Source organism: Stenotrophomonas forensis, assembly GCF_028752115.1.
Taxonomy (GTDB): domain Bacteria; phylum Pseudomonadota; class Gammaproteobacteria; order Xanthomonadales; family Xanthomonadaceae; genus Stenotrophomonas; species Stenotrophomonas forensis.
Map to the genome: position 1 here is coordinate 2705163 of NZ_CP082270.1, position 19886 is coordinate 2725048.

Consider the following 19886-nt stretch of genomic DNA (forward strand, 5'->3'; position numbering starts at 1 on the left):
ATCACGGAAGTCGGGAATCAGGCCCCGGGCCGGCGGCCCTGGATCAGGACGCGGGCGGGGAAATCGAGCGACGGCGGCGGTGCCTGGTCGACCTTGCCGATGCGACGCAGCGCATCGAGCACGGCCGCATCGGCCTCCTCGTTGCCACTGCCGCGCACCAGCTCGACCTTTTCCAGGCGGCCATCGGCGGCCAGCCACACATTCACCTGCAGCTGGAACGCCAGGCGCTTGACCTTGTCGTCGCGCGCGATCGCCTGCTGCATCAGGTAGCCGAGGTAGCGGCCGTAAGTGGCATTGCCGGCACCACCGCGGCCCACGCCGGACGTGCCGCCGCCTGTACCGGACTGGATACCGAAGTTGTCACCGCCGGCCTGTGCGTCGGCATTCATCGTTACCGGGTCGGCGTTGTCCGGGGTTGGCGTCGGTTCTTCCGCCGGGGTCGGCTGATCCAGCGGCTCCGGCTCGGGGACCGTCTCTTCCGGCGTTTCCGGCTCAGGCGGCTTTTCCGGCGGTGGCGGGGGCGGTGGCGGAGGAGGCGGCAGCGCCAGCATCGGCGGCTGCACCACCGGCCTGCGGGTACTGGCGGTGTCCTTGAACAGCAGCCACCACACCGCGATGCCGAGCACCAACAGCGCGGCCAGCACCAGCGCGACGGTCACCAGCAGCTGGCGACCGCGCATGCCGGGCTCCGGCCGAGGGGGTTGATGGGCCGTCATGCCTCAGCCCTGTGCCTTGCCGGTGACCAGCCCGACCTGGGCCAGCTCCAGCCGCCGCAGCAGGTCCAGCACCTCGACCACGCGCGCGTACTGCACCTGCGCATCGCCGCGCACGATCACCGGGAAGTCCGGCGTGGTCGCACGTTCGGTGCGCAGGCGGTCTTCCAGTTCGGCCATCGTCACCGGGTAGGCATCGAGGAACACCTGGCCGCTAGGGTCGATGGTGATCGCCTTGGTTTTCGGCTTCTCCAGCGCCACGCTGTTGCTGGCCTTCGGCAGGTTGACCTCGATGCCGGGGATGGAGGCGTTGCTGGTCAGGATGAAGATCACCAGCACCACCAGCAGCACGTCGACGAAGGGCGTCACGTTGATGCCCTTCTCGCGCTTCTTGATGCCGAACTTCGCCTTCTGGCCCATGGCGCGCCCCTCAGCCCTGGACCGCGGCCGGGCCGCGCCCGTCCTGCTCTTCGGCCAGGCGCGCGGCGAACTCGTCGATGAACACCGCCATGTCCGCGCCGATCGCCTCGGCGCGCGCACCCAGGTAGTTGTAGCCGAACAGCGCCGGGATCGCGACGCCGAGACCAGCGGCCGTACACAGCAGCGCGGCGGCCATGCCCGGCGCCACCGAGTTGATGTCCACCGCGCCGGCCATCGCCGCCACCACGAACACCAGCATGATGCCGATGACGGTGCCGAACAGGCCCACATAGGGCGCGCCTTCAATGGTGGTGGACAGCCAGTTCATGCGCCGCGCCATGCCTTCCTGCTCGCGCACCATCACTGCATCCATCGAGGCGCGGATGGCGGCGATGGTGGCCGCGCTGAGGTAGCCGCTGTTGCCATCACGCTGGTGGCGCTGCTGCATTTCATCGATGGCGACCTGGTAGATGCGCCACAGCGAACCCTCATGCATCGCGGTCGGCGCCTTGCCCTGGCGGTCCATGTCGGACAGGGTGCGCAGCGGCACGCCGGACAGCTTGCCGAAGCTCTCGGTGAACACGGCATTGGCCTTGCTGGTGCGGCCAAAGTGGCGGCTCTTGGCGATCATGATCGCCCACGACAGCAACATCATCAGGCCAAGGATGGCCACCACCACCCAGGCGTCGAACGGCATCGCCTTGAGGATGAAACCGAAGTGGCTCTGCCCGGCCGACTGCTCGTCGGCCCCGTAGCTGATCAGGCGCGAATCGGCGCCCTGCGCGGTGGCATCGGCCAGCAGCAGCGCCGCCGGGCGCGCCACCCGCGAGATGCGCAGCTCATCCAGCGCACCTTCGAAGTTGGCCAGCGGCTGCGCCGCACCCGCGGCGTCGGCGCCCACCACGGCGGCGGTGTTCAGGGCCGGCAGATCGCCACTGAGCTGGGCGACCACGCGCCCATTGAGGTACAGCTGCAGCGTCCCCTTCTCCGCAGTCAGCGCCACATGCGCCCACTGCCCTTCCGGAATCGGCTGCGCGGGCGTGCTGCGCTGGCCGTTGAGCTGCACGAACGGCACCCGGTTCTCGATGCCGAGCACCAGCTCGGCCGCACCGTCGCGACGGGCATAGATCGCCTGTGCGGCGCTGTTGCTGCCCGGCTTGATCCACGCGGAAACGGTCAATGGCGCGCCCGCCTGCTGCGCCAGAGAGGCGCTGGCCGGCAGCGGCAGCGGACCGCCGCCGAGCTGCACGCCACGGCCGATCACCGAGCCTTCCGACGGCGGCACCACGGCCCCGGCATTGTTGCCATAGGCGGTGGTGTCGCGGGCCGGGGCATTGGCTTCGGCGAAGTGGTAGACCAGCGTGTAGTCCGGGTCGAACACCTGCTGGCCATTGCCGCTGGCCGGGGCCTTGTCGTTGCCGTAGTACATCCAGATCGTCTGCGGTGCGGCGGCGCTGACTGCCGGCACGTCCACCCAGACCAGCGCCAGGCCGAGCTTGGGATCGAACTGTTCGATCTGGTGGGCCAGCACGGTGCGGCCATCGCCCGAGACGAAACGCAGGTCGCTGCCCGCATCCTGGGTGCCATCGAAGCCGAAGTTGCCGGTATGCAGGCGCAGCAGCAGCGGCGTGCGGCCCGGGTCACCGGCCAGGCCGGCGCCCTGCGGGCCGGCGTCGACGGTGATCGGCTTGCGGTACTTCCATTCGGCCTGCCACCAATTGGCATCGGCCGCAGCGGCGGGCAGCGCCACCAGCGCGGCCAGCAGCAACAACACTCGGGAAAGCAAACGGTCCATGCGAAGGGTCTCCGGAGAACGCATGTTCAAGGGAAGGGTCAGTAACTGGTGCTGATGTTGAAATGCAGGCTCGGGTCGTCCTTGCGCGTGACCGGGCCGTCGGCGTAGGGCCAGGCGTAGTCCAGGCGCAGTTGCAGGTGTTCGCCCAGGCGCAGCTGCGCGCCCAGGCCGACCGAGGCCAGGTTGTACTTGTCACGCTGATCGGGCAGCGGCTGGCGCAGGCGCAGGTAGGCCGCGTCGGCAAAGCTGTAGACGCGCAGATCGGTGCCGCTCCACAGCGACCACGCCGGCGTGCGCCATTCCAGGCTGGCCAGGCCGCCGTAGTCGCCGATCGCTTCGGCCGACAGATAGCCACGCACGGTGTACATGCCGCCGGCGGCAAACTGCTCGGCCGACACCAGCGGCGCGTCGGTCACCTGCAGCGAGCCGCGCGCATACCACTGCCAGTCGCTGCCGAAGGTATGGGTGTTGGCCACGTCGGCCTTGAAGGCCACGAAACTCGGATCGGCCCAGAATCGCTTCTGCCCGAATGCGGTGGCATCGCTGCCGTAGCCCAGCAGGCGGCGGGTGCCGGCCACCAGCTGGGTATTGATGCTCAACTGGTCCTGCTCGCCCTGGCGCACGCCCACGAACGCGAGGGTGATCGGCGCATACTTCAACGGCGTCTTCAGGCTGCCCTTTTCCATCTGCGTGTCTTCCTCGGTGTCCTTGAAGTCCACACCGAGGCTGAGCTGGCGCCACCACTGGCGGCTGCCGGCCAGGCGATAGTTGAGCTTGAGGCCGATCGAATGGCCATTGCCGATCACGTTGGTGCCTGACCCGGTGCCGACCTGCGCGCCGGCATTGAGCACCCGGCTGTCGGACTTGTAGCCGGAAGCTTCCAGGCTCCAGGGCGTGCCTTCGAACGGCATCATGTACGACGCCGAGAACACCTTGGCCTGCTGGGTGTCCTGCGGCGCCAGGTACACGCCGACGTTGACGCTGTGCCCGCGCTGCCACAGGTTGTCGTAGGCCAGCGAGGTGCTCAGGCGCAGCTTCTCGGTATCGGCGCTGCGATCGTTGTTCAGTGCCGCGCTGACGCGCCACGGCGACTTCTCTTCCACCTGCAGGTCCACGTCCATGGTGCCGGGCACCTGGCCTTCGCGCACAAGTGGCATCACCTGCCGGCGCCCGCCTTCGTTGAGCGCGGTCAGTTCCTTCTGCGCCTGCTCGAAATCGGGCACCTTGCCTTCGGCCAGCGCCGGCACCCGCTCGCGGATGCGTTCGGGCGACTCGTGCCTGGTGCCGACCACGCGCAGCTGGCCGATCGGCGTCTGCTGCACCTTCAGCAGTACCACGCCGCCACTGACCTGCTGTTCCGGCAGTTCAACGTAGACCGACTGGTAACCGGCCTGCTGGTACAGCGCATTGACCGCATCACGCGCCTTCTCGACATCGGCCAGGGTCTTGCCCGGGCCCAGGAACGGCTCCACTGCACGTTCGATCTGGCGCGGATCGAGCACGGTGTTGCCGCGCACGATGTATTCGTTGATGTTCACGCTGGGCGCGGGCGCCTGCTGCGCGAACAACGGCAGCGGCATCATGGCCAGCGCCAGCACCAACGGATGCAGGCGCAGCGGAAGGCGGACGGCTCGGGACGGAACAGGAGTCATCGAAGGCATCGCGTCGTATCGAAGGGAATGGCCATGGAGCGGCGCGTGGATCTACCAACAGGACGTGCACGTCGCGTCAAAGCCGCCAACAGTTTTGTGACAGCCCTGTCATCTTTTGACAGCGCCGCAACCCTCGCGGGCGGACACTGCCTTCGCCATACGTCTTCGCTGAAGAACACCGGTTGCCGCAGGAGATTCGAGATGAGCAGTTCATTGAAGACGGGCCTCCACCCTGCCCTCGCCCTGGCATTGCTGCTGGTGGTGCCACCGCTCCAGGCCGGGGAAGCGAAGCAGCAGGACGATGCCGCGCCATGCATCGAAGTGCAGGTCAACGGCGAGCGCATCCCTGCCTGGGACTGCCTGCAGCGCAAGCTGGCACCGGCGCCGAAACCGGCGAGGTCACCGGCGCTGCCCGAAGCCGAACGCCTGATGCGGCAGCCTGGCAACCAGCTGATGCAGTACAACCTGGAAGGCACGCGGCAGCGCATGGGCGATGCCTTTGGTCGTTCGGTGGTGCCGCAGCGTCCGGCGCGCTGAACCCGTGCATCTGCCGCCGAGCGTGGGCTCGGCGCTACGGGGCGCCACGCTGCGCAGCGGCCGGCACGATGCCATCCGTCGGCACCGGTGGCAGCTCCGGCACCGGCAGGCTGCGCGACTGCCCTGCCTGGTTCAGTTCCACCGTGCTGGCACTGATGCTGGCCAGTACCGTGCAGGGTCCCAGCCGCTGGCCCGGTGCGTACGCTTCTGCAGGACGGCCATCGACCGAGAGCAAGGCCAGCGGCGAATGCTCGCCGGCCATCACCCCCAGCACCACCACTTCGGTCTGGACGGCGCCGGGCGAAAGCAGCCGCACCAGCGGCAGGCTGGCCGCCGCCGCGAACACCGGCCGCACAGCGGCCTCGGCAGGCGCTTCGCTGGCCACCGCCGCTGGCGCGACCGCAGACAGGGTCACCGTCCAGTAGGCCACCACGGCCAGCAGCAGCGTCGCTGCCAGCACGGTCAACAGCCGATTGCGATCCCAGCGCCTGTCCATGTCCTGCACCATCGCCACGTTCGTGTCCGCCTACGCTAGCAGCTACCGCTGACGCTTTTGTTTCATCATCCGCGCATACGCTGGCAGGCATCGGCAAGGACCGGAGGCAATGTCGATGCTGCACATTCCGCGTGGTTTCACCCTGCTGGAACTGATGGTGGTGCTGGTGATCATCGGCATCTGCACGGCCGGCATCGGCCTGGGCCTGGGCAGCCTGCTCGACCCCGCGCGGCAGTTGCGGCAGGAGGCCGAGCGGCTGGCACAACGCCTGCAGGTCGCGCGCGACGAGGCCCGCATCGATGGCAACACCGTGCGCTGGCAGGCCGACGCCGACGGTTACCATTTCAGCCGCCGCGAAGGCAGCCGTTGGGTGGAGGTACAGCGCGACGACCTGCTGCGGCCCCAGAAGTGGCAGGCCGCCGGCATTTCGGTACAGCCGGCCACCGCCATCGAACTGAGCCCGGAATGGATCGGCGTTGCCTGGGAAGTACGGCTGTCGCTGGACGGTCGCCTGCTGCGTCTTCGTGATGATGGCAGCGGACAGTTGCAGGTCGTGCAGTGAAACGGAACACGCGCGGATTCACCCTGATCGAAGTGCTGATCGCACTGGCGATCGTGTCGATTGCCCTGGCCGCGGTGATGCGATCGGTCGCGGTCGCCACCGATGATCAGTCGCGCCTGCGCGACCGTCGGCTGGCCCTGATGTGTGCGCAGGATCGATGGCAGGAACTGCGCCTGGCCGGACAGGTACCGCAGGAGGCACGCCAGCGCTGCCTGCAGGGGCGCAGCCGGTTCCTGGTGCTGCAGCATCTGGGCACCGGGGCGGATGGGCAGCCGCAGCTGGAACTCAGCGTGGTGGCCGAACAGTCGCCGCGGCAGTCGCTGGCACGGATGCAGCTGCCCTGGACAGCCACGCCGTGAAGCGCCCGGTGCATGGCTTCACCCTGATCGAGGTGATGATCGCGATCACCATCATGGGCGTACTGGCACTGATCTGCTGGCGGGCCATCGACAGCGTGGCCAGCAGCGACCAGCGCCTGCGCCAGGCCGATACGGAAACCACGCGTGCATTGCGCGCGGTTCAGCAGTTCCAGCGCGATGTCGAGATGCGCGCCGATGATGCGCTGATGAACGGCGCGGTGCGTCCGGCCGATCAGCCGCAGCGGTTGCTGCCGCCCTCGCTGGTCAGTGAGCGCCACCCGGACGGGAGTTTCGCGCTGGAGATCACCCGCAGCGTGGGCAGCGACGGGCTGCGCTGGCAGCGCGTGCGCTGGTGGCGGCAGGGGGACACGTTGTGGCGGGCCAGCGGCGCTGCCACCGACCGCTACCCGCTGCCCGCACCCGAGCCGTCGAAGGGCATTGCGGTGGCACGCGCCGTGCAGCGCTTCGAACTGCGCGCGTGGCAGCCCGGGGCGGGCTGGGCGTCGTTGCCGGGCGAAGGCGATGTGCTGCCGGCCACCGGCCTGGAACTGCGGCTGGAGCTGCGCGACGGGCGTGGTGCGTTGAGCTATCGGCGGGTGGTGGGGTTCTAGGGCGCCGCTGGAGGAAAGTCATCCACGCGTGGCGTGGATCTACTGGCAGGCAGCGACCCACTGCCCTCCTGCCGCCGGGCGCACTCCTGCACCCGGCGGCGCCGTGTCGGTGGTCCTCACCGCTGATGGCCGCTCCCTGCCCTCCGTGCCGTCCTGGCTGGGGCCGCCACCGTTCCGTGGCGGCTGGCCCGATGCTGCCGTCTGCAGCGCCGTTCGATGCTCAGCGGCGCTGCTTGCCTTCATCGCGCCTGGCCTGCGGGAACTGGAAGGCGCTGTTGTCGTCGTAGCCACCGCTGGCGGTGTTGCCATGCGCCGGCGGCTGGATGCTGCTGGTGCCACTGCCGAAGCCGAGGATCTGCACGCTGATCACCGACGGCTGGTTGCGCCGCGCGTCGTCCTGGCTCTTGCGCATCACATCCTGTGCGGCCTGGCTGGCACTGTTTGCCGCCGCACTGGCTGCTGCCAGCGCGTTGACGTTCACCGTGGCCAGTACCGGCAGGCCCTTGCTCTCTCCCTGCACCTGGATGTTGGCGGCGTTGAGCACCTGAAGCGCAGCCAGGTTGATGTTGCCCGAGACGCGGATGCCCGCCTCGCCCGCGTCGATGGTGCCCAGCGGCGCGATCAGGTCGACGTCGCCGGCCGGCACTTCCGGAATCGGATTCAGGGTGGCAAAGCCGGCGCCGGTCGCAGGCGCCAGCGGTGACAGCACGACATTGCCCCAGCGGTCGTAGACGCGGCGCGGCGGGGTATACAGCAGCGTGGTGCGCGAGCCGCGCCCGGCGTTGATGTTGCCCTGCTCCGACCAGCCCAGGATGTCACCGCCGAAGGTGGTCATCACCCGCGACAGTCCCAGCAGCACACTGTCCTGGCTGAACAGCCGGATATCCCCGCGACCCTGGGTGATCAGGCCGGAACTGGCCGGCGGAACCTCGCCCGCCACGCCCAGTACGATCTGGCCGCCCGGCGCCAGCAGCTCGATGTTGCCACCGGCTTCGGTACGCACGCCGGAGCCACCGAACATCACGATGTCGCCGGTCCGGTCGAGGGTCGCACCGTTTGCATCCTTGTCCGGCATCAGGGTGGTGATGGCTTCGCGCCCGCGCAGGTAGGAGCCGAAGCGCGGCCCCTCGGCATCGTTGTACTCGCGGCCTCCCTCGCGCAGTTCGGCATAGAAGACCTGGCGCAGGAAGATGTGCTGCTGCTCCTTCGGCAGCGCATCGAAGGCGGCCAGCGCGGAGCCGTCGTCGACGCTCATGCCGAATCGCTGCGACAGCCACTGCTTCAGTTCCGCGTCGTAGATCTTGGCCACCTTCCCCGGCTGCGCCGCCAGCGGCTGCGCAGGATCGGCAAGATTGGCAGCCCCCAGGTAACGGGCGCGCACGGCATCGAAGGCGATGTGCTGGTCGCCGGCCGTCAAGGAAACGCTGGCACCCGGCCGGGTGTCGCCCTGGATCAGGCCGCCGGTGGTGGTCACGCTGCCCGCGTCCTCGAAGCGGAGCTGGCGACCCGCGCTGACATCAACGTTGCCCGGTCCGGCCACGTGCACCGTGCTGCGCACCACATCGCGCCCGGCCTGCACCACGGTGATGTCGGTGGCAGTAGTGTTCATGGCGCCGATGCTGGACACCAGGATGTCGCCACCGGCGCGCACCTGGACCGGGGCGGAAAGATCGCTCCAGTTGAGCAGGCTGCGCGTGCCCATGGCATTGTCCAGCGTCCACTGGCCACCGGTCCTCAGGCCGACGATGTCACCCTGCACTGCATAGAATCGATTCGGCGCGCTGGTGCCGTCGCGCAGTTCCCGCGCCAGCGGCGCATTCGGGCCGAACGCGAACAGCGGCAGCGAGGCGCGCGGATTGCCCGCCACGCCATCCACCGAGGCATTGCCGATCACCGTCGCGCCCACCTCGGCGGTGAAGGCCGGTGCGAACGGCGACGGCAAGCGCACATCGGCGCCGGAGCTGCTGATGTCGGCACCGCGCATCGGCACCAGGATCGAGTCCATCGCCAGCACTTCCAGCGAACCGCGTGCCGAGGGTGCGGTCAGCAGCACATCGCGCGCATCACCGCCCGTGGTCGAAGTTTCCGCAAGGCGGATGCTGCCGCTGGCGGCCAGCATCCGCAGCTGCGAGGGATACAGCCAGTAGCGAAGATCGGCACCGCCGCGTTGCTTCACCGCCTCGGCGAACAGTTCGCCGGACTCGGCGGTGGCCATCACGGTTCCCCTCTGCTGGCCAGGTGCGAGGTCGCCACCGGCCGAGATCAGGTCCACCGCGGTATTGGCGGTCCACAGCGAGAACCAGCTGCTGGAAGCGGCGGTGCGACCATCGCCCAGCGCCAGTGCGTTGTAGCTGGGCACCGGCACCCGGCCGGCGTCGGCCACGCCGGCCAGCACCAGGTCGCCGCGCGACTGCAGGGTCGCCACCGCGTCGCCCAGCACCAGCACCGGCCCGCCCATGGCATCGCCCAGCTGCGCGCGGAACGGATCTTCCTGCCTCAGGCCGCTGTACGGCGCCACGTAGTGCGCCACATTGGTGACCATGCCACCGATGCGTGCCGCGTCCAGCTGCATGCGCCCGCGCAGGTTCACCAGCGCACCACTGAGCGGCAGGTTGGGCTGGTTCAATGATGGATCGCTGGTTGCCAGTGCAAGGTTCGGATTCAGCGCGCCACCCAGGCGTACCGCCAGGTCGCCGCCACCGGTCAGGTGCAGCGTACCGTCCGCCTCGACGCGCCCGGTCGAGCCCACCGCTGCCACCACGCCGGACGAATGGCGTGCCAGTGAATTGACCACGGTTCCGCTGGCCACGCCGGCGTCACGGCCGGCCTCGAGGGTGAGGTTGCCGCCACCCAGCGTGCCGAAGCCCATGAAGCCCACCATGCGCGCACCGGTCAGCGTCGGCAGGCTGGTGTAGCTGCCGAAGTTCACCCACCAGCTGGTCGCCGTGGACGGCGCCCCGGCCACGCCCGGGCTGCCCTGGCGCCACAGCCAGTTGCCCACCGCGCTGGGGGCAAAGCCCGCGCCTTCAGTCTGGCTGCGCGGAGTGACATCGAATCCGACCTGGCCGGCGCTGTCCCACAGGTCGCCACGGATGTCGCGGCCCGCGGAAACGGTCAGGTTTCCGCCCTGGTCCGGATACCAGGCCTGCCATGCCCCCAAGGCGGCTGCATAGCGCCCGTCCGCATCGGTCGGCCCAAGCACGGTGGACAGCCCCGGTGCCGGCGCCCGACCCGGATTGAACGCTGCATCGCGCCCGTTGCCGAGCGATGTCGGGGCGCCAGCGGTGTACACACCGAAGCCCGACATCATCCGCACGTCGCGGCCGGCCAGCAACTGCAGGTCGCCCTTGCCGGTGCGCAGCACACTCCACAGTGGCGTGCCCAGCTTCGAGCCATAGATCGTCTTCTCGATCAGTTCGCCGCCGCCATAGCAGTAGTCGGTGATCGCGCAGAAGCTTTCTTCGGTCATGCCGAAGATCTCGGCGAATTCCTTCGCCGACATGCCCACCGCCGACTCGTCGCCCACCAGGTCCAGCGAGGCCTGCTTGGCCACCAGGCGCGGGGCCAGGCCGCAGAAGCCTTCGCCTGCGTCGCACAGCGTCTGCTCGTCGACGCCCAGTTCTTCGGCCACTTCCTTCAACGGTCGATTGGCGTAGGAGGGATCGCCGATCAGCGCAAGCGCGCCATCCAGGGTGAGGACCCGCTCGCCGATCCACTCGCTGGTCTTCTGCACGGTGCCGATCGTTCCATAGTGGCTGTCGGCCAGGATCAGGTCGCCCTTGGCACCCAGCCGGCGCAGGCGCGGATCGGCTGCCGAGGTATCGGCACCGGCCACGGCAGTGACATCCCACGACGTGGTGCCTTCCGGCAACATTGCCGCCAACGCCCAGTTGCGGCCCTGCCTGCCGTTGGCATCGGCCGGCCGCAGGTTGACCGGCTTGCCGCCGGGCAGCTTCACCGCGGTCATCGACGGAATCAGCGAGCCCGGTGCCAGTGCAACCGCGCCGGACAGTTCCATGGCCTCCGGCAACGCCGCGCCTGCCGGCCAGAGCTGCGCCGCCAGCGTTGCTTTCGAAGCGAGCCGGAAGCCGGCGCCCAGCCGGTCACCGGCCGCCAGCTGCAACGGCTGCTGCAGCAGGCTGCCCGCAGCCAGCACGGTGCCGTCGGCGAGGGTGACGGCTGCCGGCAGCACCGTGCCCGCCGCCAGCAGCAGGCGGGCGCCCAGCCGCATCTCCGCCGGCAGCACGGTGCCGGCGGGCACATCGGTCTGCGTGACCGGAATCGCGTAGTTCAGCACCGCGCCCTTCGGGAACCGTGTCGCGGCCTGCAGCGTCACACCATCGATGGGCACCACGATGTCGCCGCCAAGCGGGGTGATGCGAAGCGTATTGGCATCGGCCGTCTCTCCGAGCATCCAGCCCGATTCATCCGGATTGGCCGGGGGCGGCGCGAAGCCATCATTGATGCTGCCGTAGATGCTGAGGTCGCCCGCTGCGCGCAGCACCAGCGCAGCCGACTCGCCGAATCCACGACGCAGGGGGTCATTGCGATTGGCCTGCGGACCATAGCGGTAGCCGGACAGGTCCAGGTCGCCGCGCACGGTCAGGTTGCCGGTGGGATTGTCGGCCGACACCTGGCCCACGATCTCCACGCCAGGCCGCAGGCGCACCTTGCCCAGTGCCGCAGTGCGCGCCGCCAGATCGGCGTTGCCGAGGGCGGCGTTCATCCATGCCTTGTTGTGCGGATCGACCACCGTGTCCAGCCATTGCTGGGTGACCAGCTGCGGCCGATGGCCATTGACGTCCGGCGTCGCTGCCAGCGGCGCGTCGGTATAGCGCCGGAAGGCATTGACCAGCACATCCCGCGCGCCGGTGACCGACGCACCGGACTCGGCGCGCACTGCTGCATCGTCAGTGCCCCGTCGCGGCACATTGAGGGTGAAGGTACCTCGTGCCACGCCATCGTTCTGGCCGGGCGCGGTGCCCTGTGCAACTGCGGTGCCGCTGCGCAGGTCAACGCGCGCGGCACTGCCCAGCACCACCTCGCCGTCGCGGCTGCCCAGCTCCACCAGCGCACGGTTGCTGCTGTCGATGATCTTGCCGTAGCTGTCCACCCGCAGCCCGCTGCCGTGTGCATCCAGCCGTCCATCCACCTGCAGGCGGTCACGCGCGGCCAGGCGGATGCTTCCCACCTGCTCTCCGCTGGCGTCGATGGTGCCGAGCACATGCAGGCTGCCGCCATCGATGCTGAGCGCAACGTTGCGCGCCTTCAGCGTGTCGGTCACGGTCAGGTCGCCCTGCTTGAGCTGGAAGCTGCGGGTACCGAAGAAGCCGCCCGCATCCAGCTGGCGGTTCAAGCCGGCGAAGTCGGAAAGCTGCTGCGCGCGCAACAGCAGTTCGCCGCTGTCATAGGGCACGGTGCTGCCACCGGTGGCCTGGCGACCACTCGCGCCGCCACGCAGGGCCCCGGCCAGGTCGATGCGGCCCGCGTTCTCGCCCAGCGCATTGGCGGTGATCCGCCCTGCGCGGTTGTTCGATGCCGAGACGTCGATGCTCGAGCCAGCGGCGGCCAGCACGTTGCCCTGGCGGGCGGTGAGTTCAACGTCGCCGCCCCAGCTGTACTTGTCCAGATCGTCCATGCGGATGCGGCGCCCGGCCAGGTCGATGCGGGCGTTGCTGCCCAGCACCACGTCGCCGTCCGCCCTGGCCTGCAGGCGGCCCGAGGCCAGCGCCACGGCGGAGTCGATCAGGATATTGCGTGCCTGCAGCCCCAGTTCGGCGCCCAGCGCTTCGTGCCCCTGGGTCTGGCCGGCGCCGCTGATGCGCAGATCACCCCCGCTGCGTACCTGCAGGGTGCTTCCCGCCGCGCCGGTCAGCAGCGGTGCCTGGATGTCCAGTGCGCCGCCGCTGTACTGCCAACCCGTGCCGGCCTGGTAGGCGCCCTGGGCCTGGTAGACATCCAGCGTGCCCTTGCCGGCGAACTGCACCTGCTGCGTGGCCCGCAGCGAGACGCCGTCGAAACCGAGCACCTGGCGGTTGGCCGGCACTTCCGAACTGGGGCGTGTATAGGGCGCGCGTCCGAGGATCAGCGAGCGGGTGTTGAGCTCGAGCTGCCCATGGCCGAGCCGATCGACCATCGCCGCGCCCGGCGCCTGCGGGGTACCGTCGGTCAGCACCGTCGATACCGCCTGTGTGCCATCCCATACCAGCGTGTCGGCATAGATGCGGGCCTGGTCACCAGCCTTGCCGTAGCCATGGATCGCCGGCGCCCCCAGCACCAGCTCGCGCAGGCTGCTGTTGCCGGTGGCCGGATTGCGGGTGTCCAGGTCCACGCTGCCGAATACATTGATTGCGTCGCGCGCGGACAGGCTCAGTGTCTCCAGCGCGGGCGTGCCAAGCGCGGTATTGCCCCGCAGCAGCTGCTGCAGGGTCTGCTGGTTCAGCGCCAGCCCCTGCGGCAGGGCACCCTGTGCAGCCATCGCCTGCAACGATGCAGCATCACCGAGGTTGATGGCGGTCATCGACAGGCCCAACCGGCGCGTGCCATAGCTGACATTGTCGCGCAGCTGGAACCCGCCCTCGGTACTGACATTGATGCTGCCCTCGGACAGCAACCGGGTCTGCCCGGTGCAGCTGTCGCTGCGGCAGGCGCCCACATCGATCGCCACCCGGGCGGCCGCGCCGCCCGACAGCAGGTTGGTCTGGCCGTTGGACACGGCCAGCACGCCCGTGATCGCATCGAGCTTCATCAGGTAGCCATCGGTGGCGTCGTAGCCGGGCTTTCCACGCCCGACCGTGCTGATCACGGCGCCCTGCTCGATCACCACGCCCGCGCCACCGGCTGCTGCGCCCAGGATCACCTCGGGGGCGCTCAGCGTTGCACCGGAACGAACCAGCACGCCGCCGCCTTCCGATCTCACATTCAGCGTGCCGGGCAGAGTGGCGTCCGGACGCAGGGTCACACCGACCATCAGGCGCGAGGGCTGCAACGCCGTGAGCGCGTCGGCAAAAATGGCCGCCATGCTGCCCGCGCTGGCGCGCTGGCCTGCGCCCAGCACTTCCAGGGTACTCGGGCCACCATTGCCCACCACCGACACCGTACCGCCGAAGCCCTTGCTGCCAGCCTCGGCCGCGAAACGTGTCATGCCCTGCATGCGCAGTGCGTCTGTGGTGCCCAGGCCTGCACCGGCGCCCAGCGTCAGCCGCAGCGTGCCGGCGTCCACCGACTGCATGCCACGCGCGATGCCACGCCGCGCCGCATCTTCCTGCACGAACGCGTTGTAGCCGGTTTCGTTGTAGCCGGAGTGGCGGCGCACCACGTCGGCCGGGGTCAGCACCAGGTCCGTCCACAACGGCGATGCGGAAGGCGCGAGCCCCTGCGCCTGCTGGCCGCTGACTTTCCACGAGCCGGTTCCGGTGGCGGTGGCCAACGCCTGCTGCGTGCCCTGCGCCCCTACTTCCACCCGGAACGCGCCCGGCTGCAGCGCGTAGGACGCCGGCAGCAACGTATAGGTGCCCGCCGCCAGGCCCGGCACCCCTTCAGGCACGGTGATGCGCTGGCCGATGCCCGGGTCGGCGCTGCCGTCGGCCAGGCCCAGCGGCGCGATGCCGTTGCGGTAGGACGGGACAATGGCATACACCGCGTTGCTGCTGGCGCTGAAGGTGTAAGCCGGATTGGCGTCACGCAGTGCGTGGCTGCGCACGTCCACCGAGCCGCTGCGGCCACTGACGAACCCTGCGCCGGTCAGCGTGCCGCCACCGGACAGGTCCAGCAGCGCACCGGCCTGGATGTCGACACTGTTGGCATGCAGGTCGACACCCACCGTGTCCACGGTGTTGATCATGCCCACCAGGCTGGGACTGACATCCTTGCCGTTCAGGCGCCAGCGCTGGCCATCCACGGTGCCACCGAAGGGAACGCTGAGGCCGGCTGCGCTGCTTGAGGTCACACTGCCGGGCAACAGCGTGATACGCGACGCGACGTTGCCTGGGCCCAGGCCGCCGATCACCAGCTGTCCCAGCGGCGCGCGCACCACGCCTCCCTGCTCGACCGTGGCGGCAACCAACGCCAGCGAACCGAACACCGAATCGGCCGCAGGAGGCGTGGCGCCGGTGCCATGGATGCGAAGCACGCCCTTGGCATCGGTCCAGTTGTTCTGTCCACCCAGCACGTCGTAGATCGATACCGCGATACGGCCCTTGGTTCCGGCAACCGGATAGATCTGCGCGGCCGTGATGTCCAGGCTCGACGGCGCCAGCAGCTGGGTATCGAAGAAGTTGCTGTTGCCACTGACTTTCGCCAGCAGCCGCAGGTCGCCGCTGCTGGCAAGGTGGGCGCTGCCGAAGCCGGCCAGATCGACCGTATCGCGTACGTCCAGCACCTGTGCCGAGGCGCTGAAACTGTGGTTGCCGGCGTCGGCACGGGCCGCCACCGGCGCCACAAAGGGATTGTCCGAGGTGTCACGGAACCAGCGTGCCTGCGCAAGGCGCACATAGGGCGCCTGCACGTGCAATGCCGATCCCGCCGCGCTGCCGGTGGCCATGCCCATCGCGGCATCGCTCAGTCCGTACAGGCGCAGGCTCTGCCCCACGCGCAGGTCGACATCCCCCTGCGCGCGAAGATCGCCGAACACCGAAAGATGGTCGAAGCCACCGGCCTGCACCTGTGCCGCCGACAGCTCGGCGTGCCCGTGCTGCAATGGCGTGGACGCGCCAGGGGCTGCATCGCTGGACTGCTGCACCAGGGTGATTGCACGCGGGCCAAGCTCCGCAGCGCCCGCCCGGCGCTCGTACACCCCACCGCCGAAGGCCACGCCCAGCGTGCCGCCCTGCGCGCCAACGCCACCGGCCGCCGCCCGCAGCGTGCCATCCAGGTACAGGCCATTGGCCGAGCGCAGCACGATCGTGCCGCCGTCGCTGGCCACGGAGCGGGTGCCACTGCCATCCACCGTCAGCGTCTCACGGGTACCGGACGCATCCAGAACCGCGCCGCGCTCGACCACCACGAAGGCATCCGGTGGGCGGTTCTCCAGCGCGTCACGCGACTCCCAGTCCAGCGTACCGCCGATCCCGATGCTGCCGCCCGAGTGCAGCACGCCCTGGTGGCGACCCGCGGCGTCCTCCGCGGCGAAGCTGTCGCCGGACACATCCAGCAGCGCGTTGCTGCCGATGCGATAGCGCAACGGGGTGCCGCCGATCTGGTAGCGCTGCTGGTTGTCGCGCACATCGTCGAGGCGGATGCTGCCTGCCTTTGCGATCAGCGCACCGGCCACGTCGATGTTGCCACCGCCGCGCAGCTCGATCGACTGCCCGGCATCGACCTGCACGACCGCGTTGCTGCCGATCCTTACATCTCCGCCCAGCGTATTGCGCTGCGAGCGCAGCAGCACGCTTGCGCCCTGCCGCTGGGTGACCGACCCGCTACCCGGGTCGAAGGCATACAGCGGTGCCGTCCAGGCCTCCAGGCCCTCGCCTGCGGTCGCTGCATCGGCAGCGGCCTGGCGCACGCGCAACGTCGGTGCGCGCACGTCCAGCTGGGTGCCATCGGCCACCTCAAGCCCGGCATGGCCGTTGATGTCGTACTGACCGAATCCGCTGCGCAGCAGCGTCGGTGACAACCACAGGCTGCCATCGTCGCGGGCCCGGTCAGCCAACGTCACCTTGCCCCCGGTCGCCAGCTGCAGGGTGCCGGCCCCCGTGCCGCCCAGGCCGCTGAGCCGCCCGTCCAGCTGCAAGCGCCCACTGCCGTCGGTGGTCACCTGGCTGCTGTCGGCCAGCAGGGCGATGTCACCGCCCTTGCCTGCACTGGCCTTGCCCTGCAGGTCGACGCGTCCACCTGCATCGACACTGATGCGGCTGCCTGCGGCCAACGACACATCATGGCTGCTTTCCAGCTGCACGCGACCGCCGTTGATCCACGCCTGCGCGCTGCCGGCGCCGCCGTCCAGGCGCTGGTTTGCCCAGCGCCCGTCCAGGTCGATCACCGCCGTTTCGCCCAATGCGACCACACCACGGCCGTTGGCCTGCACCACCTGCATGCGGCCGGTGGCGTCGGCCAGGAGGTTGCTGGCAGTCAGGCTGCCACCGCCAATCCGGACCTGGCCGTTGATGTCGACGCGACCACCGACCAGGTTCAGCTGCCCGCCATCGGCAAGGGCCAGCTCACCGTCGACGCGGATGCCGCCTGCCGTCGCCAGGTCCAGCCGGCCCCACTGCTGGGCGCTCAACTGTGCACCATCAAGCCAGACGGTGTTGCGCCGGCTCTCATCCAGCGCGCTTTGCAGGCTCCAGCGTGCGGTGGCCGCCGGGGCCGTGCCGATGCGCACCTGCGAGTCGAACACCGCATTGCGGCCGGTACCGTCGTAGCGCCCCAGCCACAGCTGTGCGCCGCGTGCCACCGCCGTCTGCGATTGCACGTAGCCATCGGTGCTGCTGCCCGGTGCCCGCGTCTGCCGCACGCCATTGAACACGGCCGTATCGATCTGCCCCTCCAGCACCGCGGAGGGCGCCGAAACCAGCAGCCGCCCGGCATCGCGTCCCACCGTGTAGCCATTCTCGTAACGCGATTCATTGCCGATCAACGGATTGCGCCAGGCTTCGGTGATGCCCCAGCGCGCCTGTTCCACTTCAAAACCGCGATACAGGCCGGCGAATCCACGATCCACCGGCGCGTCGTCCAGGCGATACAGCTGTCCATCGTTGCCGCGCAGCCAGCTCTCCTTGAGCATGCCGCTGGCCACATCGAGGCTGCCGCCGGACAGGTTGATCCGCGAACCCGCGGCGCTGACCACTTCACTGCCGGCAAGCTGCACGGTGCCGCCCTGCGCGGCCCATTCGCCGATGGAGTGGCGCTGGTTGCCCAGGTAGCCGCTCACTTCCAGCAGTCCTCCACCGGCATACCAGCGCTCGCCTTCATGGCCGCCGGTACCGGCCGGCACGTAGATCAGACCGCGCCGGTCGACCCAGACCCGGCTGCTGTTGAGCGTGCCTGCATCGCGCACGTCCGGGGCATCGCGCAGTTCGTTGCCCTGCACGTTGATTTCCAGCTGGTTGCTCTCCATCGCCACCTTCACCCCGGTGGCGCCGGATACATCCACGCGTGCGCCATCGCCCAACAGCGTGCGTTGGCGTGCGTCGACCACGATCTGGCCGCCGGTGGCCAAGGTCAGCGACCCGGCCTGGGCCTCGACCGTGCCACCGGAGACGATTTCCACGCGCGACTGGTCGCGCCGATCCTGCAGCCGCGACAGGTTGTCGAACGCGCCCTGTGCGGCGGTACTGCGCACCTTGTCCTGGGTGGCCGACTCGTTCAGCAGCGCCTGCCGCTGGCTGTCAAGCGCGGTGGTCTTGCCATCGTCCTCAAGCAGGATGGCCGTGGTGGCATCGCGGCCGAGGGTCACGCTGGCCTTGCCATCGCTGGCGGAGGTTAGCAGGTGCACGGTGCCGCGCTGGTTCAGGGTGCTGGTGGCGACCGCGACGCCGGCCTGCTCGACATGACGTCCGGCCAGCGTGATGTCGCCTTCGCGTGCCTGGATCAGGCCGCTGTTGCGCACATCGCCTGCCGTGCTGCCCGCCACGAAGCGCGGCGCGATCTCGTTGCCACCGGTGGTGGACGACGTGTTCTGTGCCGTGCCCACGCCGCGCCGGATCACGAAGCTGTCGCCCGCGGCGAGCTGGGTCTGGCCCTTGCGGGTGTCGATCTGGCCGGCATTCTCCACGCTGCGCCCTGCCAACAGGACATAGCCGCCCCCGCGCGTGGCCGTGGTGGGCTCATGGGTGGCAATGCGTGCACCTCGCTCCACCATCACCTTGCCGAACGCCTCGGTCAGCGCATCCGAACTGGCGTTGACGCTGTACAGGCCTTCGTCACGGAACTGCGTGTCGCTGATCCGCGCGGCCGCCGCCACCAGGTTGCGCACGTTCACCTGGCCGTTGCTGCCGAAGATCACACCATTGCGGTTGACCACGAACACGCTGCCGTCGGCCTTCAGCTGGCCGAGAATCTGGCTGGGCCGTGCGTTGGGATCGTTGACCCGGTTCAACACCGCCCAGTCCGCGTTCTGCAGGAAGTTCAACGTGGTGTTGGCACCAATGTTGAAGGTCTCCCAGTTCAGGATCGCCTTGTCTGCGGTCTGTTCGATGCTGACCTGCACGCGGCCATCGGCGCCCTGCGCCTGGATGGCCTCGCGGGCGTTGGTCCAGCCCCGCGTCAGCGGGTTCTCATCCACCTTCAGGCCGTCCTTGCCCAGCCCGTCGGCGACCACGAATCCCGCGTCACGCCGTGCCTGCCTGGCTTCCTGCTGCAGCCGCTGCTGCAGCGCGATGGCCTGTGCGGCGGTTCCCAGGTTGTCGATCGACTGCTGCAGCTGCTGGCGGGCTGCATCCTGCTGCTGCGCGGGCAGCTGGAACTGGATCGGCACCCCGCTGGGCATGCGTCCACTCTGCGCGGCCGCGCCCTGGGCGGCACCGCGGTCGGCAAACCAGGCCGGGCTGAAGGCCTGCTGGGCCTGACTGGCCGGCGCCACCACCGTGCCAAGCGCAACGGCGACGGCCCAGGCCATCGGGTGGCTGCGGCGCAGCGTGGACGGGCGCGAAGCGGTCGTGAGCGGATGCGACATCTGAACCTCGTCAACCTGGTTGGGCGGCCGCGATCACGGCGCGCTCTGAAGGATCGGGCGGCACGCGCCCTGCTTCTGTAAGACGGGGACGGCTGCGTGAAGCCGACATCAAAAGACAGCGCCGC

At 69.3% G+C, this 19886-nt stretch carries 10 protein-coding genes; 4 read left to right on the forward strand and 6 right to left on the reverse strand.

Annotated features, from left to right (window positions below):
• Nucleotides 1–17: 17 nt before the first annotated feature.
• Genes tolA through K5L94_RS12690 form a run of 4 tightly spaced genes read right to left on the reverse strand, consistent with a single transcriptional unit; the run spans nt 18 to nt 4580 of the window.
• A complete protein-coding gene (gene tolA, locus K5L94_RS12675) occupies nt 18–680 on the reverse strand; it encodes a cell envelope integrity protein TolA (RefSeq protein ID WP_053449910.1) in 663 nt (220 codons plus the stop codon).
• A 39-nt stretch (nt 681–719) separates the two neighbouring features.
• A complete protein-coding gene (locus tag K5L94_RS12680; protein ID WP_005409874.1) occupies nt 720–1133 on the reverse strand; it encodes an ExbD/TolR family protein in 414 nt (137 codons plus the stop codon).
• A gap of 10 nt (nt 1134–1143) precedes the next feature.
• Nucleotides 1144–2928: a DUF2341 domain-containing protein gene (locus K5L94_RS12685; protein WP_180878651.1), complete on the reverse strand. Its 1785-nt coding sequence runs from the start codon at nt 2926–2928 to the stop codon at nt 1144–1146.
• A gap of 38 nt (nt 2929–2966) precedes the next feature.
• Entirely contained in the window at nt 2967–4580 is a 1614-nt protein-coding gene (locus K5L94_RS12690; RefSeq protein ID WP_274510596.1) for a ShlB/FhaC/HecB family hemolysin secretion/activation protein, read from the reverse strand.
• A 201-nt stretch (nt 4581–4781) separates the two neighbouring features.
• Between K5L94_RS12690 and K5L94_RS12695 the strand changes: the two genes are divergently transcribed.
• A complete protein-coding gene (locus tag K5L94_RS12695) occupies nt 4782–5117 on the forward strand; it encodes a hypothetical protein (protein WP_164087696.1) in 336 nt (111 codons plus the stop codon).
• A 34-nt stretch (nt 5118–5151) separates the two neighbouring features.
• Here the strand turns inward: K5L94_RS12695 and K5L94_RS12700 are convergent, their stop codons facing one another.
• Nucleotides 5152–5625 carry a general secretion pathway protein gene (locus K5L94_RS12700; RefSeq protein ID WP_187299814.1) on the reverse strand — a complete coding sequence of 158 codons (474 nt, stop codon included), beginning with the start codon at nt 5623–5625 and terminating at the stop codon, nt 5152–5154.
• Nucleotides 5626–5728: 103 nt separating this feature from the next.
• On the opposite strand from K5L94_RS12700, the gene gspH reads away from it, so the two are divergent.
• From gspH to K5L94_RS12715, 3 genes are read left to right on the forward strand one after another with little or no spacing between them, the layout of a single operon-like run.
• Nucleotides 5729–6175, forward strand: a complete 447-nt coding sequence (gene gspH, locus K5L94_RS12705) for a type II secretion system minor pseudopilin GspH (RefSeq protein WP_337999995.1) — start codon at nt 5729–5731, stop codon at nt 6173–6175.
• Complete coding sequence (gene gspI / locus K5L94_RS12710) at nt 6172–6534, forward strand: type II secretion system minor pseudopilin GspI (RefSeq protein ID WP_053449914.1); 363 nt, start codon at nt 6172–6174, stop codon at nt 6532–6534. The genes gspH and gspI overlap by 4 nt, the downstream gene beginning before the upstream one ends.
• Entirely contained in the window at nt 6531–7145 is a 615-nt protein-coding gene (locus tag K5L94_RS12715; protein WP_164087697.1) for a prepilin-type N-terminal cleavage/methylation domain-containing protein, read from the forward strand. The genes gspI and K5L94_RS12715 overlap by 4 nt, the downstream gene beginning before the upstream one ends.
• A 220-nt stretch (nt 7146–7365) precedes the next feature.
• Here the strand turns inward: K5L94_RS12715 and K5L94_RS12720 are convergent, their stop codons facing one another.
• Complete coding sequence (locus K5L94_RS12720; RefSeq protein ID WP_274510598.1) at nt 7366–19761, reverse strand: filamentous haemagglutinin family protein; 12396 nt, start codon at nt 19759–19761, stop codon at nt 7366–7368.
• Nucleotides 19762–19886: the final 125 nt, after the last annotated feature.

What these genes read in the sequence shown, in the direction of transcription:
- tolA (WP_053449910.1), bottom strand. Translation starts at nt 680, where the DNA reads ATGCGCGGTCGCCAGCTGCTGGTGACCGTCGCGCTGGTGCTGGCCGCG.
- K5L94_RS12680 (WP_005409874.1), bottom strand. Translation starts at nt 1,133, where the DNA reads ATGGGCCAGAAGGCGAAGTTCGGCATCAAGAAGCGCGAGAAGGGCATC.
- K5L94_RS12685 (WP_180878651.1), bottom strand. Translation starts at nt 2,928, where the DNA reads ATGGACCGTTTGCTTTCCCGAGTGTTGTTGCTGCTGGCCGCGCTGGTG.
- K5L94_RS12690 (WP_274510596.1), bottom strand. Translation starts at nt 4,580, where the DNA reads ATGACTCCTGTTCCGTCCCGAGCCGTCCGCCTTCCGCTGCGCCTGCAT.
- K5L94_RS12695 (WP_164087696.1), top strand. Translation starts at nt 4,782, where the DNA reads ATGAGCAGTTCATTGAAGACGGGCCTCCACCCTGCCCTCGCCCTGGCA.
- K5L94_RS12700 (WP_187299814.1), bottom strand. Translation starts at nt 5,625, where the DNA reads ATGGTGCAGGACATGGACAGGCGCTGGGATCGCAATCGGCTGTTGACC.
- gspH (WP_337999995.1), top strand. Translation starts at nt 5,729, where the DNA reads ATGCTGCACATTCCGCGTGGTTTCACCCTGCTGGAACTGATGGTGGTG.
- K5L94_RS12720 (WP_274510598.1), bottom strand. Translation starts at nt 19,761, where the DNA reads ATGTCGCATCCGCTCACGACCGCTTCGCGCCCGTCCACGCTGCGCCGC.